At 59.6% G+C, this 22,842-nt stretch carries 23 protein-coding genes and 2 pseudogenes; 8 read left to right on the forward strand and 17 right to left on the reverse strand.

Annotated elements, in window-relative coordinates; all coding sequences use genetic code 11:
- Positions 1 to 27: 27 nt before the first annotated feature.
- Positions 28 to 1,203 (forward strand): sugar transporter, encoded by a 1,176-nt coding sequence (locus tag AABC73_RS17325; protein WP_341520233.1) that lies wholly within the window; start codon positions 28 to 30, stop codon positions 1,201 to 1,203.
- Positions 1,204 to 1,242: 39 nt separating this feature from the next.
- On the opposite strand, the gene AABC73_RS17330 is transcribed toward AABC73_RS17325, so the two are convergent.
- Entirely contained in the window at positions 1,243 to 2,577 is a 1,335-nt protein-coding gene (locus tag AABC73_RS17330; RefSeq protein ID WP_341520234.1) for a PLP-dependent aminotransferase family protein, read from the reverse strand.
- A 100-nt stretch (positions 2,578 to 2,677) separates the two neighbouring features.
- Between AABC73_RS17330 and AABC73_RS17335 the strand changes: the two genes are divergently transcribed.
- Positions 2,678 to 3,574 (forward strand): DMT family transporter, encoded by an 897-nt coding sequence (locus AABC73_RS17335; protein WP_341520235.1) that lies wholly within the window; start codon positions 2,678 to 2,680, stop codon positions 3,572 to 3,574.
- 80 nt (positions 3,575 to 3,654) lie between these two features.
- Here the strand turns inward: AABC73_RS17335 and AABC73_RS17340 are convergent, their stop codons facing one another.
- The 4 genes from AABC73_RS17340 to AABC73_RS17355 all read right to left on the reverse strand — a co-directional run bounded on the left by AABC73_RS17340 (position 3,655) and on the right by AABC73_RS17355 (position 6,869).
- Positions 3,655 to 4,317 carry an ATPase gene (locus AABC73_RS17340; protein ID WP_341520236.1) on the reverse strand — a complete coding sequence of 221 codons (663 nt, stop codon included), beginning with the start codon at positions 4,315 to 4,317 and terminating at the stop codon, positions 3,655 to 3,657.
- 292 nt (positions 4,318 to 4,609) lie between these two features.
- Positions 4,610 to 4,954 (reverse strand): hypothetical protein, encoded by a 345-nt coding sequence (locus AABC73_RS17345; protein ID WP_331152700.1) that lies wholly within the window; start codon positions 4,952 to 4,954, stop codon positions 4,610 to 4,612.
- A gap of 2 nt (positions 4,955 to 4,956) precedes the next feature.
- Positions 4,957 to 6,012 (reverse strand): hypothetical protein, encoded by a 1,056-nt coding sequence (locus AABC73_RS17350; protein WP_341520237.1) that lies wholly within the window; start codon positions 6,010 to 6,012, stop codon positions 4,957 to 4,959.
- Between the two features lie 134 nt (positions 6,013 to 6,146).
- The gene (locus AABC73_RS17355) at positions 6,147 to 6,869 is read right to left on the reverse strand and encodes a GNAT family N-acetyltransferase (protein WP_341520238.1); all 723 of its coding nucleotides are present in this window, start codon (positions 6,867 to 6,869) and stop codon (positions 6,147 to 6,149) included.
- Positions 6,870 to 6,983: 114 nt separating this feature from the next.
- Between AABC73_RS17355 and yghX the strand changes: the two genes are divergently transcribed.
- From yghX to AABC73_RS17375, 4 genes are all read left to right on the forward strand, one after another.
- Positions 6,984 to 7,871 (forward strand): YghX family hydrolase, encoded by an 888-nt coding sequence (yghX, locus tag AABC73_RS17360; protein WP_341520239.1) that lies wholly within the window; start codon positions 6,984 to 6,986, stop codon positions 7,869 to 7,871.
- Positions 7,872 to 8,177: 306 nt separating this feature from the next.
- Positions 8,178 to 9,026: a transporter substrate-binding domain-containing protein gene (locus AABC73_RS17365; RefSeq protein ID WP_341520240.1), complete on the forward strand. Its 849-nt coding sequence runs from the start codon at positions 8,178 to 8,180 to the stop codon at positions 9,024 to 9,026.
- Between the two features lie 28 nt (positions 9,027 to 9,054).
- Positions 9,055 to 9,858, forward strand: a complete 804-nt coding sequence (locus AABC73_RS17370) for an alpha/beta fold hydrolase (protein WP_341520241.1) — start codon at positions 9,055 to 9,057, stop codon at positions 9,856 to 9,858.
- Between the two features lie 152 nt (positions 9,859 to 10,010).
- The gene (locus AABC73_RS17375; RefSeq protein ID WP_341520242.1) at positions 10,011 to 10,862 is read left to right on the forward strand and encodes a CAP domain-containing protein; all 852 of its coding nucleotides are present in this window, start codon (positions 10,011 to 10,013) and stop codon (positions 10,860 to 10,862) included.
- Positions 10,863 to 10,913: 51 nt separating this feature from the next.
- On the opposite strand, the gene AABC73_RS17380 is transcribed toward AABC73_RS17375, so the two are convergent.
- The 5 genes and pseudogenes from AABC73_RS17380 to AABC73_RS17400 all read right to left on the reverse strand — a co-directional run bounded on the left by AABC73_RS17380 (position 10,914) and on the right by AABC73_RS17400 (position 15,448).
- The gene (locus AABC73_RS17380; protein ID WP_331152314.1) at positions 10,914 to 11,588 is read right to left on the reverse strand and encodes a DUF3313 domain-containing protein; all 675 of its coding nucleotides are present in this window, start codon (positions 11,586 to 11,588) and stop codon (positions 10,914 to 10,916) included.
- Positions 11,589 to 11,710: 122 nt separating this feature from the next.
- Positions 11,711 to 12,025, reverse strand: a pseudogene (locus AABC73_RS17385) (PrpF domain-containing protein); the annotation flags it as partial.
- A gap of 14 nt (positions 12,026 to 12,039) precedes the next feature.
- A complete protein-coding gene (locus tag AABC73_RS17390; RefSeq protein WP_341520243.1) occupies positions 12,040 to 12,564 on the reverse strand; it encodes a DUF3087 domain-containing protein in 525 nt (174 codons plus the stop codon).
- 139 nt (positions 12,565 to 12,703) lie between these two features.
- Positions 12,704 to 14,827 carry a TonB-dependent copper receptor gene (locus tag AABC73_RS17395; protein ID WP_341520244.1) on the reverse strand — a complete coding sequence of 708 codons (2,124 nt, stop codon included), beginning with the start codon at positions 14,825 to 14,827 and terminating at the stop codon, positions 12,704 to 12,706.
- Between the two features lie 120 nt (positions 14,828 to 14,947).
- Positions 14,948 to 15,448 carry a DUF2946 domain-containing protein gene (locus AABC73_RS17400; RefSeq protein ID WP_341520245.1) on the reverse strand — a complete coding sequence of 167 codons (501 nt, stop codon included), beginning with the start codon at positions 15,446 to 15,448 and terminating at the stop codon, positions 14,948 to 14,950.
- 293 nt (positions 15,449 to 15,741) lie between these two features.
- On the opposite strand from AABC73_RS17400, the gene AABC73_RS17405 reads away from it, so the two are divergent.
- Positions 15,742 to 16,416 (forward strand): type 1 glutamine amidotransferase domain-containing protein, encoded by a 675-nt coding sequence (locus tag AABC73_RS17405; protein ID WP_341520246.1) that lies wholly within the window; start codon positions 15,742 to 15,744, stop codon positions 16,414 to 16,416.
- A gap of 44 nt (positions 16,417 to 16,460) precedes the next feature.
- On the opposite strand, the gene AABC73_RS17410 is transcribed toward AABC73_RS17405, so the two are convergent.
- Both AABC73_RS17410 and AABC73_RS17415 read right to left on the reverse strand, forming a co-directional pair.
- A complete protein-coding gene (locus AABC73_RS17410; RefSeq protein ID WP_341520247.1) occupies positions 16,461 to 17,651 on the reverse strand; it encodes an MFS transporter in 1,191 nt (396 codons plus the stop codon).
- A gap of 115 nt (positions 17,652 to 17,766) precedes the next feature.
- Positions 17,767 to 18,327, reverse strand: coding sequence for an Rrf2 family transcriptional regulator (locus AABC73_RS17415; RefSeq protein WP_341520248.1), 561 nt, complete (start codon positions 18,325 to 18,327; stop codon positions 17,767 to 17,769).
- Positions 18,328 to 18,658: 331 nt separating this feature from the next.
- Here AABC73_RS17415 and AABC73_RS17420 point away from each other — a divergent pair, with 331 nt between their 5' ends.
- Entirely contained in the window at positions 18,659 to 19,864 is a 1,206-nt protein-coding gene (locus AABC73_RS17420) for an NAD(P)/FAD-dependent oxidoreductase (RefSeq protein WP_341520249.1), read from the forward strand.
- Between the two features lie 115 nt (positions 19,865 to 19,979).
- Here AABC73_RS17420 and AABC73_RS17425 read toward each other — a convergent pair whose 3' ends face one another.
- The 5 genes and pseudogenes from AABC73_RS17425 to AABC73_RS17445 form a co-directional block, all read right to left on the reverse strand.
- Positions 19,980 to 20,501 (reverse strand): DUF3833 domain-containing protein, encoded by a 522-nt coding sequence (locus AABC73_RS17425; RefSeq protein WP_341520250.1) that lies wholly within the window; start codon positions 20,499 to 20,501, stop codon positions 19,980 to 19,982.
- A gap of 45 nt (positions 20,502 to 20,546) precedes the next feature.
- Positions 20,547 to 21,065 (reverse strand): chalcone isomerase family protein, encoded by a 519-nt coding sequence (locus AABC73_RS17430; protein ID WP_341520251.1) that lies wholly within the window; start codon positions 21,063 to 21,065, stop codon positions 20,547 to 20,549.
- Between the two features lie 159 nt (positions 21,066 to 21,224).
- A pseudogene (locus AABC73_RS17435) lies at positions 21,225 to 21,406 on the reverse strand (alkylhydroperoxidase); the annotation flags it as partial.
- Between the two features lie 167 nt (positions 21,407 to 21,573).
- Entirely contained in the window at positions 21,574 to 22,107 is a 534-nt protein-coding gene (locus AABC73_RS17440) for an Hsp20/alpha crystallin family protein (protein ID WP_341520252.1), read from the reverse strand.
- Positions 22,108 to 22,310: 203 nt separating this feature from the next.
- The gene (locus AABC73_RS17445) at positions 22,311 to 22,634 is read right to left on the reverse strand and encodes a hypothetical protein (RefSeq protein WP_331152285.1); all 324 of its coding nucleotides are present in this window, start codon (positions 22,632 to 22,634) and stop codon (positions 22,311 to 22,313) included.
- Positions 22,635 to 22,842: the final 208 nt, after the last annotated feature.

A 22,842-nucleotide genomic window follows, 5' to 3' on the forward strand; every position in this document is an offset into this window, starting at 1 on the left:
CGCCATACTCAATTTTTGCGAGGTTTCATGACTACAACTGCCGACACGCAACCCACCAGCTGGATCAGTGTCTGCACGCTGGCCGTCGCTGCGTTCATCTTCATCACCACCGAGTTCGCTCCGGTGGGCTTGTTGAGCGCCATCGCCAGCAGCTTTGACATGACCCCGGCGCAAGTGGGCCCCATGTTGACGGTCTATGCCTGGACCGTGTCTCTGATGTCGCTGCCGATGATGTTGCTGACCCGTAACGTCGAGCGGCGTCTGTTGCTCAAAGTGGCCATCGGCACGCTGATCGCCAGCCATCTCATCCTCAGCCTTGCGCCCAGTTTCACCATCGTAGTGATCAGCCGTATCTGTATTGCCCTGGCGCACTCGGTGTTCTGGTCGATTACCGCATCGCTCGCCGTGCGCCTGGCGCCAGCCGCCAATCATGGCCGCGCGCTGAGCATCCTGGCCATGGGCTCGTCCCTGGCGATGGTGCTGGGCATCCCCATTGGCCGTCTGCTGGGTGAAGGCATGGGCTGGCGCGCGACCTTTGTCGCCATCGCGCTGGTGGCCTGCCTGATCTGGTTTTTGCTGGCCAAGAAGTTGCCGCTGCTGCCGAGCCAGAACAGCGGCAGCCTGACCAGCCTGCCTGTGCTCTTCAAGCGTCCGGCGCTGGTGTCGCTGTATGTCATCACCGCGCTGGTGGTGACCGCCAACTTTACCGCCTACACCTACATCGAGTCGTTCGTGCAGTCGGTGGGCGGCTTCAGTCAATCGACCACCACCTGGCTGCTGCTGTTGTTCGGTCTGGCTGGATTGCTCGGCTCGATTTTCTTCAGCGTCTTGCATACGCGCTTCCCGGCGACCCTGACTCACATCGCGATTGGTTGTCTGTGCCTGTGTCTGGGGCTGATGTTCTGGGCATCGTTGAGCGTTTACGCGCTGGTTGCCGTCTTCGCCGTGTGGGGCCTGGCGATGCTGTGCTTCGGCGTGCAGATGCAGTCCCAGGTGATTCGCATGGCGCCGGACGCAACCGACGTTGCCACCGCGCTGCACTCGGCGATCTACAACATCGGCATCGGCGGCGGTGCGTTGTTGGGCAGCATCGTGGTCCATCATTTCGGCGCGGCCTGGGTAGGTTTTATCGGCTGCCTGGTGGCGATCATTGCCTTGGCGATCTGCTGGGTGACCAGTCGCCGCTACAGCAGCGCCATCTGATCTTTTTCAGGCGTTTTGCGAGTGGCTCTTGCGGGCCACTCACCAGGCGTACTGCTCAATCACCCGCCGCACTTCCTTGAGCGCTACCTCAAGCGTCGGCAAGTCGACGGAACCCAATGCCAGCCGAATCCCGTGGGGCACCGGGCCAGACGCGACAAAAGACTCAGCCGTCGAAACCGCAACATTCGCCCGCAACAGAGCCACGGTGACCTGATCGGCGCGGACCTCTTCCGGCAGCGGCAGCCAGAGAAAATAGGAATTGGGGTGACCGATGCAGCGCAGACCGGCCAGCACCTTTCTGGCAATCGCCTGCCGGGTCGAGGCATCCTCGCGCTTCTCGGCTTCGAGGCGGGCGACGGTGCCATCCTCGATCCAGCCACAGACCATTGCCGTCATGACGCCGGGGGTGTTCCAGGTCGTCGCTCTTATCGCGCGTTCGAACAGTGGCACCCAATCCAGCGGCGTGACGACGAAGCCGACGCGCAACCCCGTGGCGATGTTTTTCGAGAAACCGGAGACGTACACCGTCAACTCGGGTGCCAGTGTCGCCAAGGGCGTCGGCGGGTTCTCGGCGAGAAAGGCATAGGCGGCATCCTCGATCAGCAACAGGTTGTGCTGTCGGGCAATACCGACCAGTCGTTCACGCCAGGCCAGATCCAACACCCAGCCCATGGGGTTATGCAGCGTCGGCATGCTGTAGACCGCTTTGACCCGTCGCCTGGCGCACAAGGTTTCAAGGGCATCCAGATCAGGTTCCCGGTCGGTGATCGGGATCGACACCAGCTCCAGACGATGCGCGTCCGCAACTACCTTGAATCCCGGGTAAGTGAGCGCGTCGACGGCAATCACATCCCCCGGCTTGAACAGCGCCATGACGGCGATTGCCAAGCCGTGTTGAGCGCCGCTGACAATCAGCAGCTGTTCAGCGGCAACCGCCAGGCCACGACAGGCCAGATAACGCGCCAGACACGCGCGCTCGTGCAGACGGCCGGCGTGGGGTTGATAACGCAGCAGTGCTTGCAGATCCCCCGCCACCGCCAACTGGCGCAGCGCACCGCGCAACAGCTCAACCTGACCGGGCAGTGACGGGTAATTGAAACTGAGATCCAGCATGCCAGCCGCCACTTCCTGCTGATCAATGCCGCGCCCCGGCGGCAACGTCGTTTCCCGGACAAAGGTGCCCCTCCCGGTTTCGCCGCTGATCAGGCCCATGGTCTCCAGCTCGGCATAGACCCTGGACGCGGTCACCAGCGCCAGCCCTTCGCGGACGGCCAGTTCCCGGTGAGTGGGCAAGCGGGTACCGGGCGGCAACGCGCCCGAACGAATGTCGGCAGCGAATGCATCCACCAGGGTCTTGTAGCGAGCACGGGCCATATGAAGATGTATCCATGACGATTTTTTGATTGTCATGATCTTCAGCCATACGATAGCCAGACGCAACCGGCATTACCCCGACCACAGTGAGTGAAGCGCTATGCAACAGACCTCAAACCCGGCAATCCATGCCGACACCAAGCTTGCCAGCGGATGGCTCAACGGCCTGATTGGCGTCGTCATTTTCAGTGGTTCGCTGCCTGCGACGCGCTTGGCGGTCATGCAATTGGACCCGGTGTTCCTGACCGTGGCCCGGGCAAGCATTGCCGGGGTATTGGCGCTTGGCATGTTGATGCTGCTGCGCCAGCGGCGACCGGCCACCCATCAGCTCGTGCCCCTGGCAATAGTGGCAATGGGCGTGGTGGTCGGGTTTCCATTGCTGACGGCGTTGGCGCTGCAATATGTAACGTCAGCGCACTCCATAGTTTTCGTCGGCCTGTTGCCGCTGGCCACGGCGGTGTTCGGCGTGTTGCGCGGCGGCGAACGCCCGCGTCCGGTGTTCTGGCTGTTTTCAGTATTGGGCAGCGCGCTGGTGGTGGGATTTGCCGTGTCGCAAGGCCTCAGCGTCGCGCCAGCCGGCGACATTCTGATGTTGCTGTCCATCCTCGCCTGCGGACTGGGCTATGCCGAAGGCGCCAGGCTTTCAAAGACATTGGGCGGTTGGCAAGTGATCTGCTGGGCCTTGGTGCTGGCGCTGCCGGTCATGGCGCCGCTGGCGTGGGCCTTGAGCCCGCCGTCATTTTCCGGCATTGATCTGCCGGCGTGGCTCAGCCTGGGTTACGTCTCGGTGTTCAGCATGCTGATCGGTTTCGTGTTCTGGTATCGCGGACTGGCCCAGGGCGGGATCGCCGCAGTCGGCCAGTTGCAACTGCTCCAGCCGTTCTTCGGCCTGACCCTGGCGGCCACGCTGCTGCAGGAACAGGTCAGCATCGGCATGCTTGGGGTTTGCGTAGCGGTGATCTTCTGCGTGGCAGGGGCGAAGCGGTTTTCCCGCTGATCAGGCCTGTCGGCTGGGCCGGTACACATGACTGGCGGGTTGACCCGGCACATCGTCAAGGGAGTCGATGCTCTGCCCTGTCAATTACTCGCCACCTGGCCGGAGGTCACCAGCGCCTTCAATGATGCGTCGAACTGTTTCAGTGCGTTCACTTGCAGCTCGCGTTGCTGGTCCACTTGCGCGGCAATCTCCGCAGCGGCCTTGTCGTGAACCCACACCGAGGACATTTGCTTGGCGCCATAACCTTCAGCCTTGCCGATGTATTGCAGATTCGCATCGTAGAACCTGGCGACATAGCGCGCTTCGACCTGGGTATTGCGCTGAGTGACCAGTTGGTTATAGGTGTCGAGCATCACTACCACATCGGGCCTGGCCTGCACCAGTGAATCGAGATCCTTGTAGACGGTGACCGTGGCAAATTGCGTATCCAGCGACTCTTTGAGCCAGCCGATTGCCAGTTGCGGATCTGAACTGTCAATGAACGCCGAGCTGATCCGCGGATCCAGCACGCCGCTCTTCTGACCTTTCACAGCGACTGAGTGATATTGCTCAAGATAAGCCAGGTTGCTGACTGTGTTTTCGCTGTAGAGCACGCCCACCGACTGGGAATGCTGCAAGCTCGCCGAGCTGGCGGCCACCGGCAGCAAATGGCAGGACTGCGCGTCGGCAGCGTAGGTAGGTGCAGCGACAGCAACGCCACCGGTCAATACGGCGACAAGAGCCAGCAGGGTTGAAATTCTCATCGCGCGCATTCCTTCAAAAGCTTCCGGCGGAAGCAGGTTGGGTATGACGCTATCCTCCTCCTTTGCCAAAAAAACAGAACTCGCAATAGATGATGGTCACTATCAATTGAACGAATGATGGCGCGGGTTTTGTTGCGCCACGGTTTGTTGCTGCGGAGCGTGGGCATGAAGCGATCCGCGCGTATAATGCGACTCATTCTCAAGCTAGCTTATGCCTTCTCTCATACACACACCCTCCTGCAACGATTGTCTGATGACTGCGCCGGCGCTTTCCGGGATAGAGTGGAAAGCCTCACTCAGCCCGAAAATCCCAGACAATCTCCACGATGCGAAATGCCAGGATCAGGTACACCACGCAAAAAATCACTTGCACCGCCCGATGATGGGGAAGCCTCGCAAGTCGGTTCAGGCCGTCGCTGATGTTAAGCAGCATCAGCAGCGCGGAAATCCCGATCAACACCCACCCGGAAATAGTTGCCCCCGCCAGCCCCATGAACACTTCATGCCGAGAACGCAGGACGTTAGTCCCTGCCGCAAACAACAAGGCGCAGACCAGCAGATTCTTGACGTTATCAAAGATCTTGGTATTGAGGTCCAGGTCCAGCTGGTGCACATAACGCTTCCAGATTTTTCGCATCATCACGGTCTCAGGTTGGATGGCTGCTGACGCTCGTGCTGTTTGGGTGGTGAATAAACCGTAGCTGACAGCGCAGGACGCGCTGCCAGATTTGTTTCGATCTCTCCGGACAAGTAATAGACCGCCGCCATGACGCCGGTTTCCCGGTTCTTCATGATGCCCAGCCATGCACCGTCGAAAGCGGTACCCAGGTTGTGCCGCAGTTGGGCTTCCATTTCCGCTCGGTCGCTTTCGTGAGCCATTGCGCGAAATCCCGCCACGCCCACGGAAATCAGCAAGCCGGCTACCCGGCCGGCCGCCGCTGCCGCAGCGCTCGCTACGCCCCGGCTGGCAAACTGGGCCTGGAGTTTTTCACTGGTGCGTTTGGCGACCGAGGCCATGGCCGCCTGGGATGACTGGACCCTGGCCGTGTGGATCTTGTCCTGCAATGCCAGCCAGGCGGGAAGCACCGTCAGTGGCTCGGAACGAACCAGCTGATACAGCGAGGCATTGCGCGGCGGCGGAGGACCGAGGGTGATCGCCAGCACGCCATTCAGATGCTGGTTCATTTGCTCCGCCGGCACGCCATGGCGCTGAGCGATGCGTTGAAAGTGCTGGCCCAGCAGCTGCACATAGAATTGCGTCGATTGCTGCATGATCGCGTCCGGATCAATCTCCACCGCGACCGGCGCGAGGACACGACCGCGATATTGTTCCTGCAGATAGACCGCCAATCGATTCGCCGAGGCGTCCTGATCGTCCCCCGCGCTCATGCTGTACCAACCGACTTTCATCGCCAGCCATTCCTGGGTCCAGTAGCTGCTGAACCACGGGATGAACGTCTCTTCGGTCTGCTCGTACACCCGCAACCGCCAATGGTCCATGGAACCACGGGCATAAACACCGGCCTGCCCGGCCGCATCCTGCGATGCGGCAATGATCTCGACGTCGACCTGCCGCCAGGTGTTCTGCGAAATCACAATCGGCGGCGCTGGCGGGGCACGCGGTGCGGTTGCGCAGCCCGTCAGCAGCACCACCAGGCCAACGATCAAGGCAGTGCTTACGGAGCGCAGATTCAAAATTGCGATCTCCTGCAAGGTTGAATGCGTGTGAGCCCTACCCGCCCGGATGGGTTTTAGCCACGCTGCGTTGAGTATAGGTGGACAATTTTCGACGAGAAATTGCCTGACCAGACGCCATTGCGGGCTGGCCTCTAGACCAGTCGCGGCCCCGGCAGCGGGTTCTGCACAGCCGCATCACCAAGACGCCCCTGGACAAATGCCCGCGCCTGTCGGGTCATCTGGTCCAGATGCCGGTCACGCTGTTTCTCGGCATCGACCATGGCCCGCTTGCCATGTTGTTGCAGCAAGTAGGTGTGAATCTGCCGAACTTCCAGCGAGTTGTAGATCGGCGCGACATCCAGCACCGCCAGCAGGCCGTCGGTGCCATGGTCGCGGGTGTTCATCAATACCTGCGGACCGCGCGCGCCCACTACCTGAAAGCCCAGCGCCTCGAAATACGGCACTTTGGCAATGAAGCATGCGAGTTCAGCATGGGGATATCGGCTGATTACCGTCTGCAACATCGCCCGGGCAACGCCCTGACGACGGCGGCTGGCCTGCACCGCCATGTAAGCCACTGCACAGGCTTGAGGGTCGTCCTGCACCGGCAAATACAGCACAAACCCGATCACGGTTTCCGGGTTCTGCTCGTCCGTGGCGACGATCAGTTCAACCGGTATGCCCCGGGAACCGTCCATGGCCTGCAAGTACAGATGCACTTCGTAGCCAATGCCGTATTGATAGAGGTTGTACAGCGGATTGCTCGGCGCGATGGCGACCATGCTGATATCGGTCACATAATCGACCACCATCTGCATGATCTGACTGTTGATGGCTTCTGGCGGCGGCGTTTCATAGCGGGTGACGATGGACATGCGCGATTGTGGCTCCGGGAAGGCTGAATGCGCCCATCATACCCGTCTGACTTTATTGGCCGTTACCGCAAACGTTGCTTTAATAAGGCAATCCCAGCCCAAGGAGAGCAGTAGATGGAACGTCTCACCGCAAAAGATTTTTCCCCGGAACTGCTCGAACTTTACGATTTCTACGCCCATGGCAAGATCAACCGTCGGGAGTTTCTCGACCGTGCGGCGGCGTTCACCTTGGCCGGGCTGACCGCTGGCGCCATGCTCAGCGCCCTGAGCCCCAATTACGCGCTGGCGCAACAGGTGGAATTCACCGATCCCGAGATCGTCGCCGAGTACATTGCCTACCCGTCACCCAAGGGCCACGGCCAGGTTCGTGCGTATCTGGTGCGCCCGGCCAAAGCCAGCGGCAAAGTGCCGGGCGTGGTCGTCGTGCATGAGAATCGCGGCCTCAACCCCTACATCGAAGACGTTGCACGGCGCGTGGCAAAAGCCGGGTTTATCGCCCTGGCGCCGGATGGCCTGTCCTCGGTCGGAGGCTATCCCGGCAACGACGACAAAGGCCGCGAACTGCAGGAAAAGGTTGATCCGGAAAAACTCATGAATGATTTCTTCGCCGCCATTGAATGGCTGATGGCCAACAAATCAACCACGGGAAAAGTCGGCATCACCGGCTTCTGTTACGGCGGCGGCGTCGCCAACGCCGCTGCGGTGGCCTACCCGGAACTGGCGGCGGCAGTGCCCTTCTACGGACGCCAGCCGAAAGCTGAAGACGTAGCCAGGATCAAAGCCCCGTTGCTGCTGCACTACGGTGAACTGGATACCCGCATCAACGAAGGCTGGCCGGCCTATGAAAAGGCATTGAAGGCCGCTGGAAAAACCTATGAAGCTTATATTTACCCAGGCGCCAATCATGGATTCCACAATGATTCCACGCCCCGCTACGATGATGCCGCCGCCAGACTGGCATGGGACAGAACCCTGGCCTGGTTCAGCAGGTATCTGGCTTAGGGAACGAACTTATAGGGGAGCAAGCTTGCCAACAAGTTGACTCCCACAACCCGGTTCCTGCTGCTTTATTGCCTTGCCAAATATTCAATATAAACAATGGTGAATTGCCCGCCCGCGGATACTTTTATACAACTAAGGCGCTTTATTAAGCCTTGTCGCCACTGCCGTTTACACCTTGCGTTAAACACAAACAGTCCTAGAACTGCCAGCACCGCTGCACTATTTTGAATACCGCCTTGTACCACCCGAATCGCCTATTGCGCCGTCTCATCCGGCCAATCCTTATTTGCGTGCATGAGGTAGTCAATGTCATCTCGACGATTTCAAAAACTGGTAATGAGTGCAGCGGTTGCGCTGGCGCTGTCCAACGCAGTGGCAGCAGAAGTAACCATTGATCCAAAGATCAATTTACCCGCGAGTCTCCAGGCCAGCAAAACGCTGAAAATCGCGTTGTTTGCGGGGTTTCCGCCCATGGCATCCAAAGTTCCGGAAACCGGCGAACTGGTCGGCATCGATGTTGACCTGGCGAACTACGTTGGCAAGCGTCTGGGCGTAGCGATCCAATGGGAGGACGTGTCCTACGAGTCGGCAATCAATTCGCTGATGACCGGCCGCGTCGACATGGCCTTTAGCTTGCTGGATGCGCCTGAGGCGGCGGACCGCCTGGATTATCTGCCTTATCTGACGTCCGGCATGCAGCCTTATGCCTTGGCGAGCCACGCGCCCATCGCCACTGCCGAGGACATTTGCGGCCTCAAAGTCGGCGCCAATCGGCGTAATGCGTTCGACGCAGCGATGAAAAAGTGGAGCGAGACCCACTGCGTTGCCAAGGGCAAACCGGCCATTGAAGTCCACTCCACCGACGGTACTGCCATGGCCCGCCTGGACCTGAAACAGGCGCGGGTCGATGTTGCCGTGCAGAGCAGCGAATCGGTTCCCGCCACCATGGCCCTGGAGAAAGGCACCTACGTCACCATCGGCAAGCCGCTAAGCTCGCTGTTTATTGTTGCCGGTTTCCCAAAACAGTCACATGAATTGCGCGACGCGGTGTCCGCGGCATTGCAGGACGCGGTCGCAGACGGCAGCTACGCGGCAATGCTGGTTAAATACAAGCTGACCGACAATACGGCCGCGAATACCATCACCACGCACTGAAAGACCCTTGCTGGTCAGGAGTGAATGCATGTCCAGCGCCGAACTGTCGTGGGGCCGTTTGTATTACGAAGACGCTGGAAGCGGCACGCCGTTGCTGCTGATCTCGGGACTAAACGGTCTGGCGCGTCCCTGGACCGGCATCGTGCCAGCACTGGCCACGCAGTTTCGCGCGATTACCCATGACCATCGCGGCCTTGGCGCCAGCGATGGCTGGGACGGGCCTTACAGCGTCGAGCAAATGGCCGGCGATGTGCTGGCGCTGATGGATCATCTGCACATCAACCGCGCGCATATCGTCGGCCATTCGCTAGGCGGTGCCGTAGCGCAAGCGCTGGCAGTCGAGCACCCCGAGCGCGTGGCCGGGCTGGTGATCTACGCCAGTTGGTGCGGGCCGGAGCCTTATTTCTGCCGGGTCATGAACATGCGCCGGGAAATGCTCACCGGGCTGGGCGTCGAAGCCTTCGTGCGCAGCGGCCCGATCGGGATTTACCCGCCGGACTGGATCGCTCGCAATGACGCCGCGCTGAGCGCTGGATTCAACGCGTCCTGCGCAGCCTTTCCCGGTACCGACGTGATGCTGCGGCGCATCGATGCCTGCCTCGCCCATGACCGCCGGGCAAGCATTGGCCAGATTGCTGCGCCTACGCTGGTGCTGGGGTTACAGGATGACATGAGCACCCCCAGCCATTGCTCGGCGGAAATTGCCGCGCTGATCAGCCATTCACAACTCAAGCTGCTGCCTTACGGTGGGCATAACGCGCATCTGGTGGTGCCGCGATTGATCCAACAGGCGATCAGCGAGTTTCTGCTCGGATTAAGCGTAAAGTGTTGAACGCCTGAAGCCCGCGCCAAGCTGCTGTAACCCGGTTGAATTTTCGTGTTTGCGGGCTTTTCAGGGGAACGATTTAGCCCGAGCGAAATCCCTTTGTGCCTGATGCGAGAAAATTGCGCATGATAGGCGCACTCGACTCAAGGGAGAGGTTCATGGCATTCATTTCATCCGCGCTGCGTCTGACAGCGTTTTTGCTCGGGCTGTTGCTCGCCACTTCCGCCGTGGCGAGCGAGGAAACGCAGTTGATCGACACGATCAATGCCTACCGCAGCCAGGGTCAACGCTGCGCAGACCAGGTTTCCCTGGAGTTGCCACCTCTGGTAAGCGATCCGCGTCTGGTGCTGTCCGGCAACAGTGTCGGTGACCTGCAAAGGGCGCTGGCGCGGGCGACGTATCCGATGGTCAACGTGCAAGCAATCAGCCTTTCCGGCCCCCGCGATGCCAAGGCGGCCATGGGCGTGGTGCTGGAAAGCTTCTGTCAGGTGGTGCTGGACCCGCAGTTTGTCGATATTGGCGTCAGCCGGGAGGGCCGTGACTGGCGCATCGTCCTGGCGCGGCCACTGCTGGCGGCGCGTCTGGGCGACTGGCAGGCAGAGGGCCAGAAGCTGCTGGAAATGATCAACCGTGCGCGCACTCAGCCACGTCAGTGTGGCGGCCAGGAGTTCGCCGCAGCCTCCCCGCTGAGCTGGAATGCAACCTTGGGCAGCGCAGCTCAGAGCCATAGCCGAATCATGGCCAACAACAATTTCTTCGATCACATCGACCGTGATGGCCGCACTCCGGGCGATCGGGCCGAGCTGGCGGGTTACGTCGGCCAACAGATCGGTGAGAACATCGCCGCTGGTCAGGATTCAGTGCACAAGGTGCTGGATGGCTGGTTGGCAAGCCCAGGTCACTGCGCCAACCTGATGAACCCGCAATACCGCGACCTGGGCGCCGCCTATGCAACCGACCCGAAAAGCGATGCCGGAATTTACTGGACGGCGATGTTTGGTAGTCAGTGAGGCGTTTGGCACCACTCGGTCCAGCGGTCCAGCGGTCCAGCGGTCCAAATACTACTTCGCCTTCAACTTCAAATACGACTGATGCAGGTCCGACGCCCAACCATCGAGCACCGCTTTGACGTCGTCTGGCTTCATGACCTGTGCCGAACTCTCCAATGGGCTGCCGGAGCCTTTGCGCACCACTTGGGCGATGACCTTGTTGGTGTCGGCATCGAGGAACGCCGCTTCGGTGGCGATGGTGGTTGCCTGGTCACGAATCCCCGATGCGGTGCTGACCGCTGCCGCCACCAGGGCGATGGGAATCACTTCGTAGGGTTTCAGGCCTTCAGTCTTGCTGGTGACAGCAGTAATTGCCGGCCTGACGATAATCGTGCCTGGACCGGGCGACGCTACAATGGGTAGCGATTTGCCCAGCTCCCGCTTCAACGCCTGGTCGTAATACCGGGTGATTCCTTGCAGCGTGCTTTGCGGGATTTTGTCGGTGGCTTGGGGCTTGGGATAAAACTGGCTCGGTTCGATGTAGGCGTTGGTGTATTTCGCGAGATTGAGCTGCGGATCAATCCAACGCATCACGTCGGCACCCGAGGGTGATTTCTCCTGCTTGAGCTGGCTGTAGTCCTTGAGAAACCCGGAATACTCATCCGGTTGGGTCACTGAACTGGCACATCCTGCAACCGTTATGGCCACCAACCATAACGAACTCAATTTAAGGGCAAGTGTGGGCATGGCTTCACTCCGTGAACGGTCAGGCGCTTGGGGAATTAGCAAGTCACCGACTAGGTATAGCCGAGAAAACCGACTCGCGAACGCACACCTGTCCATCGAAGATCAACCGCGCGGTGCGCACCGTCGATACAAGTCACTTGCACGCCGTCGATGCGGTCGACGGGATTACCGGTGGGCAGCAAGGCGCCGCAACTGGAACCGGCAATATCGTCGAACTCCACCACCACCGCCGCTGCGGTGCCGGGAACACCGTCGATCCTGACGTCGCCGTCATAGTTCACCGCGCCGTCAGGGGTCTGAATGATCGCAGTGGCAGTCTGGCCAGTATTCTCCATGTAGATCCTGACCCGGGTCTGCGCGTCCTGCACGGCGACCAGACCGCGCTCAATCGCAAACGGCCCGACGCCCGCCAGGATATTGCCGCAGTTCTGCCTGTGGAAGCGCATTTCAATCAGCGCTGGTCTTTGACCGCCTCAATCCATGCCGGATCAAACCGGGTTTGCTCCGGGTTGATGCTCAAGGCTGTCATGCGTTCCTTGTGTTGTTCGCTGTCCCTGAGCAGTTCGCTGTGGGCGCCGGTATTGCCGTCGAGCTCATGCATTTGCGCCAGCGCCAGATGGTAGAAGCGCAGCAGTTTGATCGCTGCCGGATCATCGGCCGCCACGCCGGACTTAATGTGGTGCATGACGTTGGTAATGCGCATCAGGTTGCGCTTGAGTTGCCAGCCATAGACCGCCGCCGCCATCCAGGGCTGTGGCCAGAAGATGAAACGAACCAGGGCAATCATCAGCAGCAACGCGACGATGACGCCGCTCAGGTTCAGGCTGAAATTATCGCCACCGGGCACACCGAACAGGTGCACCGCGAGGCTGGAAAGCGCCACCGCCAGCACCGCGAAGGTCACGGCGATGATCAGCGTGCTGCGTCGGGTCTGGCTGCGGTAGGTTTGTGGGTTCAGCGGTTTGATCTCGAACATCACACGTGTGGATTCCGTGGTGGTTGGCAGGAGCGGCAAGCGGAGCATTATCAACGCTAAACGATGCATTACACACCCGATACCCCGCCTCCCGCTTGTCGCCGGTCACTGAAGATGCCGAAACTTCAATGATCGCTGCCTAGAAACTGAAGTCCACCTTGGTCCACAAGGTACGCCCCGGCTCATTGAGCGCCCGGTCGCCGGCAAATCCGAAGCCAGCGTCGCCCGCCAGATTCAGATGTTCGGTGTAGTTCTCGTCGAACAGATTGTCCACGCCGGCGCTGACTTTCAGCTGCTTGCTCAGCTTATAGCTGCCATTGAGCGAGAACACCCCAAAACCGGCGCTCTTGCCAAAGTCCTGGCCGACCACGTTGCCCTTGCCTTCGGCGACCCGGTTTTGCTCCGCCACCAGCCGCCATAAAGCACCGGCACTCCACAGCTCACGCTCATAGGTCAAACCGAGCTTGCCTTCCAGTGGCGGCATTTGCGGCAGCGCCTGTCCATCCGAACTGTTCTTGCCCCAGGCATAAGCCAGTGTCGCGTCGGTTTTCCAGTTGGCATCCAGGCGATAGGCGAAGCCCAATTCGCCGCCCATGATCCGCGCGTCCACGTTGGATGCCTGGGACGTCGTGGTACCCATCATGTTGGTGCTGTAGTCGAACAGAATGAAGTCGCGCACCTGCCCCACATAGCCGGACGCCCAGGCCCGCAAATCGTCACCGTTGTACTGTGCGCCGAAGTCCAGCTGGGTGGTTTTCTCGGGCTTTATGCCGTCGAAGGCGTTGCGGGTGCCGCTCGGCCCGCTATTGGGGGAAAACAGCTCCCAGTAATCAGGAAAACGCTGCACATGACCGATGCCGGCATACAAGGTGATGGGCGAGTCCGCAAGATCATATTCGTAACGGACGAAACCACTGGGCAATGTGTCGGACCGGGTATCGTCGGCCGTGGGGTTGGTCGCTTGGGTAGACATGCTGCGCAGAGTGTCGCGGTAATCCTTGGCCGACGCCCGATCCAGGCGAGCGCCGCCGACCAGCCGACGACGCTCGGCGGCGAACCAGGTCATTTCGGCAAAGCCGCCGTAATCGTGCTCCACCGCATCGGTATTCCAGGCCACGGCGTCCGCGTCGGTATAGAACCCGGTCATCATGTTGTAGCTGGAATTACGCGTGCGATGTTCGCTGCGCATGGCGTCGACGCCGGTCACCAGTTCCACGTCGGCCCATTTCCAGGTGGCGGCCAGACGCGTGCCAAGGGTGCGTCGATCAACCTGCGAAGCCATGGGCATACTCATCATGCTGCTGGGATCGGGGGTGCGTAGCCGAAAATTGTCCATGATGTGGTCGGCATAGTTGTAGTAGACCTGCGCTTCCAGCTTATCCAGCACACCGCCGAGGTTACGCTTCTCGAAGCGCAGCCCGAGGCTTTCCCGGGCCAGTTGCGAGCTGTCCATGCCCCGCCCGCCCAGGCGCGCCTCGCCATCGCCCTTGCCCGCCGTGAATTCCAGCAACGTATCGGCATCCGGCGTCCAGCCCAGCGCGATGTCGGTATTCCATTTGTCCCAGCGCGACGGCACCGTATTGCCACCACCATCCTTGTAGTCATCGGCACGGGACTGATTGCCCACCATGCGCAGATAACCTTGCGGTCCGCCCACCGCCCCATCGAGCACCTTGTCGAAGCGGCCGTTGGAACCCACCAGCACGCTGCCGTCAAGGCGACTGCCCAGCTCGCCGAAATGCTCGGGGCCGCGCTCGAACAGCACCGTCCCGGCCGAAGCGCCCGGCCCCCATTGCACACTTTGCGGGCCTTTGATCACAGTCAGTTTGTCGAAAGTTTCTGGAGCGATGTAGGAGCTGGGCGCATCCATGCGCGCCGGGCAGGCACCCAGCATCAGTCCGCCATTGGTGCGCAGGTTCAAGCGCGAGCCGAACATGCCACGCAGCACCGGATCGCCGTTGGAGCCGCCGCTGCGGATCGCGGAAAAACCCGGAATGGTCTTCAGATAGTCAGTGCCGTCGCTGGCCGGTACCGGCTGCCGCGCTTCTTTCGGGTTGGTGACGATGGTCAGCGGTGAGCTCTGTTGCACGGCGGTGATGACCAGAGGCGACAAGTCCAGCGCCGCCGTCGCCGGTTCTCCGTCAACAGGTGCAGCGTGGACCATGCCGGGCAGCGCCAGGCCGAGAAACAGGCCAAAGGCGTGACGCCAGCGTAGACGGGGTAGATCCAGGTGAAAGGCAGGCTCGTTCTGAGTCGAGTACATAAAGACATCCGATGAAAAGTCAGGTGATGGCTGCCAGCAAAACGGCAAACAACGCACGCACAGACTTGCGTCGGCGCATGGGTCGATTGAGCGTTGTTCAGCAGCGGATGGCGGTGACGTTCAGCGGGAGGAGATCGGCGGCGCCCGGCTCCGAGCGCCGGGAAACACCGGTGCGCGGACTTGCTGCGGGGTAAACGAGGTTGCCAGGAACGTCGCCGGCACGATGCCCAGCGGCGCGACAATCAGGTTGGATTCGGTGAGCGGTGGATGCTGGAACAGCAGCGTGCAATAGCCGCATTTTTCCCAGATGACCAGATCGTGATGGCCGCCCGGCGAGACAGGCTTTGCAACCTGCGCCATGCCTGGCATGTCGTCGCAGGCCATGTCGTGGGCCATCGGCGCGCCCGTGCCATGAACCATGCTCGCGCCTTGGGAAATCAGCGGGCCGACGAAGATCATCAGCATGGCGAATATGCCCAGCCAGGCGCCGATACCGTGCCGACTGGCCGCGCCTGCGCGGCGCTTGATCAATCCCGTGCGCAGTTTTTCAACGCCACGCGTGCCCGTTGCGGAGGGCTGATGCCTGGCATTGAGCAATCGGTGGATGGCAGGGACGTTCATGACCGGGAAATGTAACACCGCCGCTACAGGTTCAACATCGCCCGGCACAGGCTTTGCGCAGCTTCAATGCACCCTGTTCCGCGCAAAGCCACGGCGGGCAAGCGCTGCGTCACACCTTGCGACATAAGCGCGCAGCGGGGAACTTTTCCGTTGTCTTCCCGGCAGCGTGGCTGCCTTATGCGGTCAGGTACACGACGTTGAACGTCTGCGCCAATCCGCTTTCAGAATCCTTGTTAGTTCTTCATCACCGAGCGCGACAGCCATTGCGCGCTCCCAACACGAGATGCCTGCACATGAAAATTCTGATGGTTCTCACCTCCCACGACCAGTTGGGCGATACCGGCAAGAAAACCGGCTTTTGGCTGGAAGAATTCGCGGCACCGTATTTCATCTTCAAGGATGCAGGCGCGCAACTGACCCTCGCCTCACCCAAAGGTGGTCAGCCGCCCCTTGATCCGAAAAGCGATGAGCCGGACGCGCAAACTGAAGCCACCGAACGCTTCCGCAAAGATCCCAACGCCCAGGCCGCACTGTCCAGCACCTTGTTGCTGCAAGACGTCAGAGCCAGTGACTTTGATGCGGTGTTCTACCCCGGCGGCCATGGTCCACTGTGGGATCTGGCTGAAGACTCTAATTCCATCGCGCTGATCGAAGCCTTCCAGTCCGCAGGCAAGCCAGTCGCTGCCGTCTGCCACGCCCCCGGCGTACTGCGCCACGTAAAAGGCGCCGACGGTGAGCCGCTGGTCAAAGGCAAGCGCGTCACCGGCTTTACCAATACCGAAGAAGACGCCGTCGGCTTGACCGATGTCGTGCCGTTTCTGGTGGAAGACATGCTCAAGGCCAACGGCGGCGACTATTCCAAGGCCGGGGATTGGGCCAGCTATGTCGTTGAAGATGGCCTGCTGATCACCGGGCAGAACCCGTCATCTTCAGAGGCAACTGCGCAGGCGTTGTTGCAGCGTTTGTAACGCAAAAAGCCCCGATTACGGGGCTTTTTTTCAACCGAAAAAGCTCAGGCAGCCGCAACCGCCTGGGCCCGCTTCATGCTCAGCATTGCCAAAACTGCAACCACCGCAACAATGGCGCTGAACAACTCGCCGACATGCCGCAGGCCAAACACCGGGACGCTGACGCCGACCGCGATGACCGGCAGCGACATGGAGAAATAAAACACCACAAACAATGCCGAACTGACCGCAGCCTTGTGGTGCGCGGGGCTCGCCGCAGTCACTGCGCCCATGCCGGCGCGGAACACCATGCCTTGGCCAATCCCGGCCAGCGCGCCTGCAATCATCAGCAAACTTAATTGTTCGGTAGAAATGCTCAAGCCCAGGGTCGCCATGCCCAGGATCAGCCCGGCGCAGCCGGTGGTCATGTGCAAGCGCGCAGGCAACCACTGCAATGCGGCCTGGCCCAATACCGAGGCAGCGAAAAACGAGCCGACCACCGCGCCAATCACCACGCCATCAGACTGGCCCATTACCTGGCGCATGATCGACGGCACCATGCTGGTGAACAGCCCGGCAACGCTGAATCCAGCCATCCCGGCAATCGCTGCCGGAATGAACATCGCGCGTACCCCCGGCGGAATCGACGGACGCATGACCCGCAAGCGTGGCACGGGCGGACGCTCGACGGTTTCCTGAGCCAACGCGATGCCCAGCATCGCAAGCGCCAGACATCCCAGATGTAACCAGAACACCAGATGCAACGGCTGCGGCAGGTACTGCGACGTCAGCCCGGCCAGCAATGGGCCCAGACCAAGGCCGAACATATTGGCTGCGGTGGCAATCAACGTTGCACGTTTGCTCCAGCTTTTCGGCGCCAGTTCAATAATCGCCACAGTGGCGGTGCCGGTCATGATCCCGGCAGAAAACCCGGAAAACAGCCGCCCCAGCAGCAATCCGCCAATGGAATCGCAGAACAGGAAAATCGCCGCGCTGATCGCGCCCATCAGCAGGCCCGCGAACAACATCGGCCGCCGACCTATCTGGTCCGACCAACTGCCAACCGCCAGCAACGCAGCGATAACGCCCAACGCATAGATGGCAAAAATCAAGGTGACCCAGGTTTCGCCGAAGCCCATTTGCTGCTGGTAATACACGTAAAGCGGCGTGGGCAACGTGGTGCCGATCATGGTGATCAGCAAGGCGCAGGCAACCAGAAAGAAGCCTCTGCGCGAAGGTGAATCAGGCTCGGTCATGCTCCGTCCCCGGTTGAAATCCATTGTGGTAATCCCGGCGGATGGGCCGGGGCCGACAATAGTAACGAGGGCTTGGATACAGCGGCAGGGAAATGTTGCAAATAAATTCCGGCGGTCACTCGGAAATATCGACCAGCGCAATGGCTTGCTGCTCATCGCTACTGGCACTTTTGTGTTCCCGGCGCTCATTCATCCAGCCATCGACCTGGCTGAAAAATACCGGCGGCGCCTTGCGTCCGAACCGTCGGCCCAGATCAAGAATGGTCTGCTGCGCCAGGGCTTCTTCCATGCGTTTTTGCGCGACCAGCATCGCGCCATGAATGCCGCAAGTCCCCTCTGTGGCCCAGGCTGGCGGCTGTCCATCGAACACCGCGCAACGGCCACGAATGTCGCGACATTCAAAAATGGATTTCTTGCCGTCGATGGCCGTGACGATATCCAGCAGGGTGATTTCGTCAGACGGACGCGCCAGTTTGAAACCACCGCGCACGCCTTCGGTGGCGACCACCAGTTTCGCCCTCGCCAGCTTGGTGAACACCTTCGCCAGGTATTCGTGGGGCACACCTTGCAGCTCGGCCAGGTCACGCACGCTGGCCTCCCGACTGTCGCCGCGATCATCAAGCAAAAACAAGAGGCAATGGATGCCGTACTCGACTCCTGCACTGTAAAGCGCCATGACTATCTCCGACTGATTCAGTCGCCAAATGTAGCAAAAATCCTTGACTCTAACAACGATCAGCAGCTCACCGGTAAAGAGCTGAGAATATCCTGACGTTCGGAACACACCCATAACAGACGTGATAGAGCGGTTATCTGGGCTTTCAGCGAGGAATGGCAGATTTAGCGATAAAAAAATAGCTTGCCTGATTTAACTACGACTAATAAAGTCGTAGTTATCGAGTAAGCAGGGACGCAGCGCTAACGCAACGATTCGCGTCCGTCCTCTCCGTAGTCAGGGCACTACGAACTCGACTCACTCAATCGATTCATCTTTGAAGGACACAACCATGAAACAGCAGATCTTGATCGTCGGCGCAGGATTCGGTGGCATGTGGAGCGCGCTGAGTGCAACGCGCCTGATCGATCAACATGGCCAGCAGAACATTGAAGTCACGGTCCTGGCGCCGCAGGCACAATTGCGCGTCCGTCCGCGCTTCTACGAGGCCCAGGTGCATGGCATGCAGGCGCCGCTGGGCGAGTTGTTCGAAGCCGTCGGCGTCAACTTTGTCCAGGGTGCCGCGGACCAGATCGATGTCGCTGGCAAACGTGTCGGCTACACCGATGCCAACGGCGTCAAAGGCACCTTGAGCTATGACCGCCTGGTCCTCGCCAGCGGCAGCAGCGTGGTACGGCCGAAGGTGCCGGGCTTGCTGGAGCACGCGTTTGATGTGGACCGTATTGAAGAGGCGAGCCGACTTGAAGCGCATATCAATGCGTTGGGTCAGCTGCCTGAATCCGCAGCGCGCAACACCGTGATCGTGGCCGGTGGCGGTTTTACCGGGATCGAAACGGCGACCGAATTGCCGCATCGTTTGCGGGCGGCGCTGGGCGAAAACGCCAATATCAAGGTCATCGTCGTCGACCGTGGCACGCGAATCGGCGCGGCACTGGGCGAATCGCTGCAACCTTTGATTGCCGAGGCCAGCGCCAGTCTTGGCGTGCAATGGCAGGTCAATTCCACCGTTGCCGCAGTCGACGCTGGAGGCATCACGCTGGCTGATGGCCAACGCATCGAAGCCAATACCGTGGTCTGGACAGCAGGCGTTCGCGCCAGCAGCCTCACCGAACAGATCACTGCCGAGCGCGACAACTTCGGCCGCCTGCATGTGGACCGCAATCTGAAGGTGATCGGCCAGGACGCAATCTACGCCACCGGCGATGTGGCCTATGCCGCAACTGACGATCTGGGAAACTACGCGATGATGACCTGCCAGCACGCCATCGCCCTTGGCCGCTCGGCCGGTAACAACGTCGCAGCCGATCTGCTGGGCGTCGCACCGATCCCCTACAGCCAGGTGAAATACGTGACCTGCCTGGACCTCGGCGCCTGGGGCGCGGTGTACACCGAAGGCTGGGATCGCCAGGTCAAATACGTGAAGGAAGAAGGTAAACAGCTCAAGATGCAGATCAACACCCAGTGGATCTACCCACCAGCGGCCAATCGCGCAGAAGCGCTGGCGGCGGCTGATCCGTTGATTCCTGTGGTGCCGTAAATGGCATAGACAGGTAGGAGCGAACGGTGTGGGAGCGAGCTTGCTCGCGAAGTGTATGGCCTGCGTAATCTGGCAGACCGCCTCGCCAACAAGTTGGCTCCTACAGCGCTAGAGCCTACTGCTTACGAAAAAACAACGTCACTTGCCCCAACTCTACCCCAAGCTTGCTCATGTAAGAGCGATTGGCCAGGGTCTGGTCGTCGAGCAAATACATCCAGTCATCAAAACGCACTTCGTAGATCTTGCCGTCCACCGGCAGGTTCAGCACGTAGTTCCAGTGGAAGGTATTGCCGGAAACTTCGCCAAAAGCCTCGCCCACCACATCGCTCGCCGTGCCTTTCCACTTGTCCTGCCCGGTCGGGACCAACGTCCAGACCCGGGTTTGTTTAGTGCCGTCGCTGTAGTTGAAGGCTTCGTGCATGATCAGCTTGTCGCCTTCACTGCGGCCATTGATCACCACATGAAATCGCTTGGTCACCTCCCCCGAACGCTTCTGGAAAATCCCGGAAGCCAAAACCTGCCCGGTGAAATAGTCGCGCAGGTCGAGTTTCGGCGTTTCCTGGCTGTATTGACTGACCTGCACTCCGCTGCAACCCGCCAAACCGATACACAACATTAAAACGATTCTTTTCAGCATGGTGCTTTCCTTATTTCCAGAGGCCATATTTTCAGAGCGCGCAGATTACGGAGCAGCCGTGCCCAACAACTGTTCGCGCAGATTGGAATTGCGGCTGTCAGCGGCCAGCCAGATATCGAAGAAAGCCTTGGCAAACGCCGGATCCCGCACGACCTGATGCAGCCTGTCGCCAACGTAAAAGCGTGCCTCCTGACCGGGCACATTCACGCCGACGATCCTAGTACCCTCCTGCACATCGACAAACGCTCGCTGCATCTGCTCTCGCCAGATAACCAGCTGCGCAGGGCTGACCTGCGCGCCAGACGTGCGCTTGATCTCATCGATGCTGGCGTCCACCAGATCCTCGCGGGAAATGGAACGGTGATACGTCAGCTCCAGGGCGAATGGCTTGTCGGTCTGCAGAGGCTTGTCGGTGCTCCACATCCGCGCGGTGTAGATCCTGAAGCCGAACATGCGAAACTCACCGCTGCCGACCACTTGCGCATTGGGCAACGCATCCTGCCAGCCTGCCGCCAGGCTCGTGCCGCTCAACAACCAGACTAACCACAACCATGGTCGCGTCATGTAAGGCCTCACTGACAGCTGCAACATAAAAACGGCGCACAAAAAAAGGCCAGTAACGCGGTGCAAGGCCAAGAGACCACTACAACACCTTGCTACCGACCCAGAAGATTAAAACCTATACGACAAATAGCCTCTTGTACAACATTAAGTGAAGTTTATTCAAACACTCGATTGCCCAGCAAAGACCGGCTCACCCAGATTGAGCATCAAGCGGTTGGCCCAGGCGAAGATTGAAATAGCGTGAATCAGATCCAGCACCTTGCCGTCATTCAAGCCTTGATCCTGCAATGGCTGATTGGTGCGCGCTCTCAGAGCTCGGGAGCAAGGGTCAGATCGATGGCGAGGTCGGGTGTCCTTCCTTGAAGATCGAAATGAAGAGTCCGTTCTCCTCCGGACAACCTGAAACAGGACGAGAAACGCCAGCAAAGCCTAACCATAGTTTCGATCAGCGTCGATGACGTTTGACAGCCGCCGTCCTGCGCCAGGCCTCAAGGGCGCGCTGCGGCGCTCAATCCACGGAAATATTCACCGAAGTTTCCGGCTTCGCTGCCGCAGGCTTCTTGGGCAGCGTGATATTCAGCACGCCCCTGCTGAAATGCGCCTGAATATGCTCGGCATCCACACCTGTGGGCAGGCTGAAGGTTCTTTCGAACTGCCCATAACGGCGTTCTGTCAGGTGATAGTTGGCGGATGAGTCCGACTTTTCCTCGCGCTTTTCGCCCTTGATCCGCAGATTGCCGTCGATGACCTTGACGGTCAGGCTCTGCTCGTCCGCGCCGGGCACTTCAGCGGCGATTTCGTAGGTGGTTGCGGTTTCCCGAATATCCACGGCAGGCGCCTGGACGCCGGAAAACTCCCCTGACCAGAACGGCTGCACATCAAACCGGCCGCTGCGGGAAAGGATTGAAGGCAGGCTATTGAATTCGTTCAGCAGATGGTCGAACTGCTGACGAATGCGGTCCAGCGGATGCCAGTTGCCGGGGCGGGTCGCCGGCTTTTTTTCATCTTCAGGCGTCGGAGTTTTTTGCTCGGAATCATTCATGGCACATGTCCTCCACAGAACAGCTGACGGGTACGCAAACCTGATTCTAGTACATGGCCAATTCGAGGGAGGCAGCAGCGATGCGGAGGGTAATCGACGGTTCGAGATTGCTTAACAAACACCCATAAAAAAAGCTCCCGGATATTCTCCGGGAGCAAGAAGCGAAACAACTCATTATTAATCGTTATAGGTATAACTGTTTATCAGTAGAGACGATCAACAACACGGACGTCGGACTGTTGTTGTGTGGCGATCCATTCATTCTTCAGGGTTTGCAGAACCCGGTTCATGAACACTTTGTCGGCGGCGGCTTTCTTGCCAACGTAGCCATGGCCGCGACGGTAGGTCCGCAGACGGGCCCGCATTTCCGGGTGGCTCTTGCCGAATTCGTTTTCCTGGCAAGTCAGCGGATCGACATGAACATCGCCTTCGTCGCTGATCCACAATACATGGCTGTCCAGACTGTCTTTGCGCGCGGCGAACAATTGGGCCAGTTCATCAATAGTAGGTTGTTTGTTCAAATTCATTTGAATGCTCCTTGACCGCTCGTCAACCGGGTTTAATTAGTTAGCTAATACACATGATTAATCGGCCAGTGGATTTGTGTCGCTGCACCTGCATGACATTCGCTATCAGACAACTTGCAGATCCGGCCCATGAATAGATGCGTGTAGCCTTGATAAAACACTGCTGCGCAAGAGCACCACAACGAGAGGAGAAGTTGCGAAAAGTCTT

It is taken from the genome of Pseudomonas sp. G.S.17 (genome assembly GCF_038096165.1).
GTDB lineage: Bacteria > Pseudomonadota > Gammaproteobacteria > Pseudomonadales > Pseudomonadaceae > Aquipseudomonas.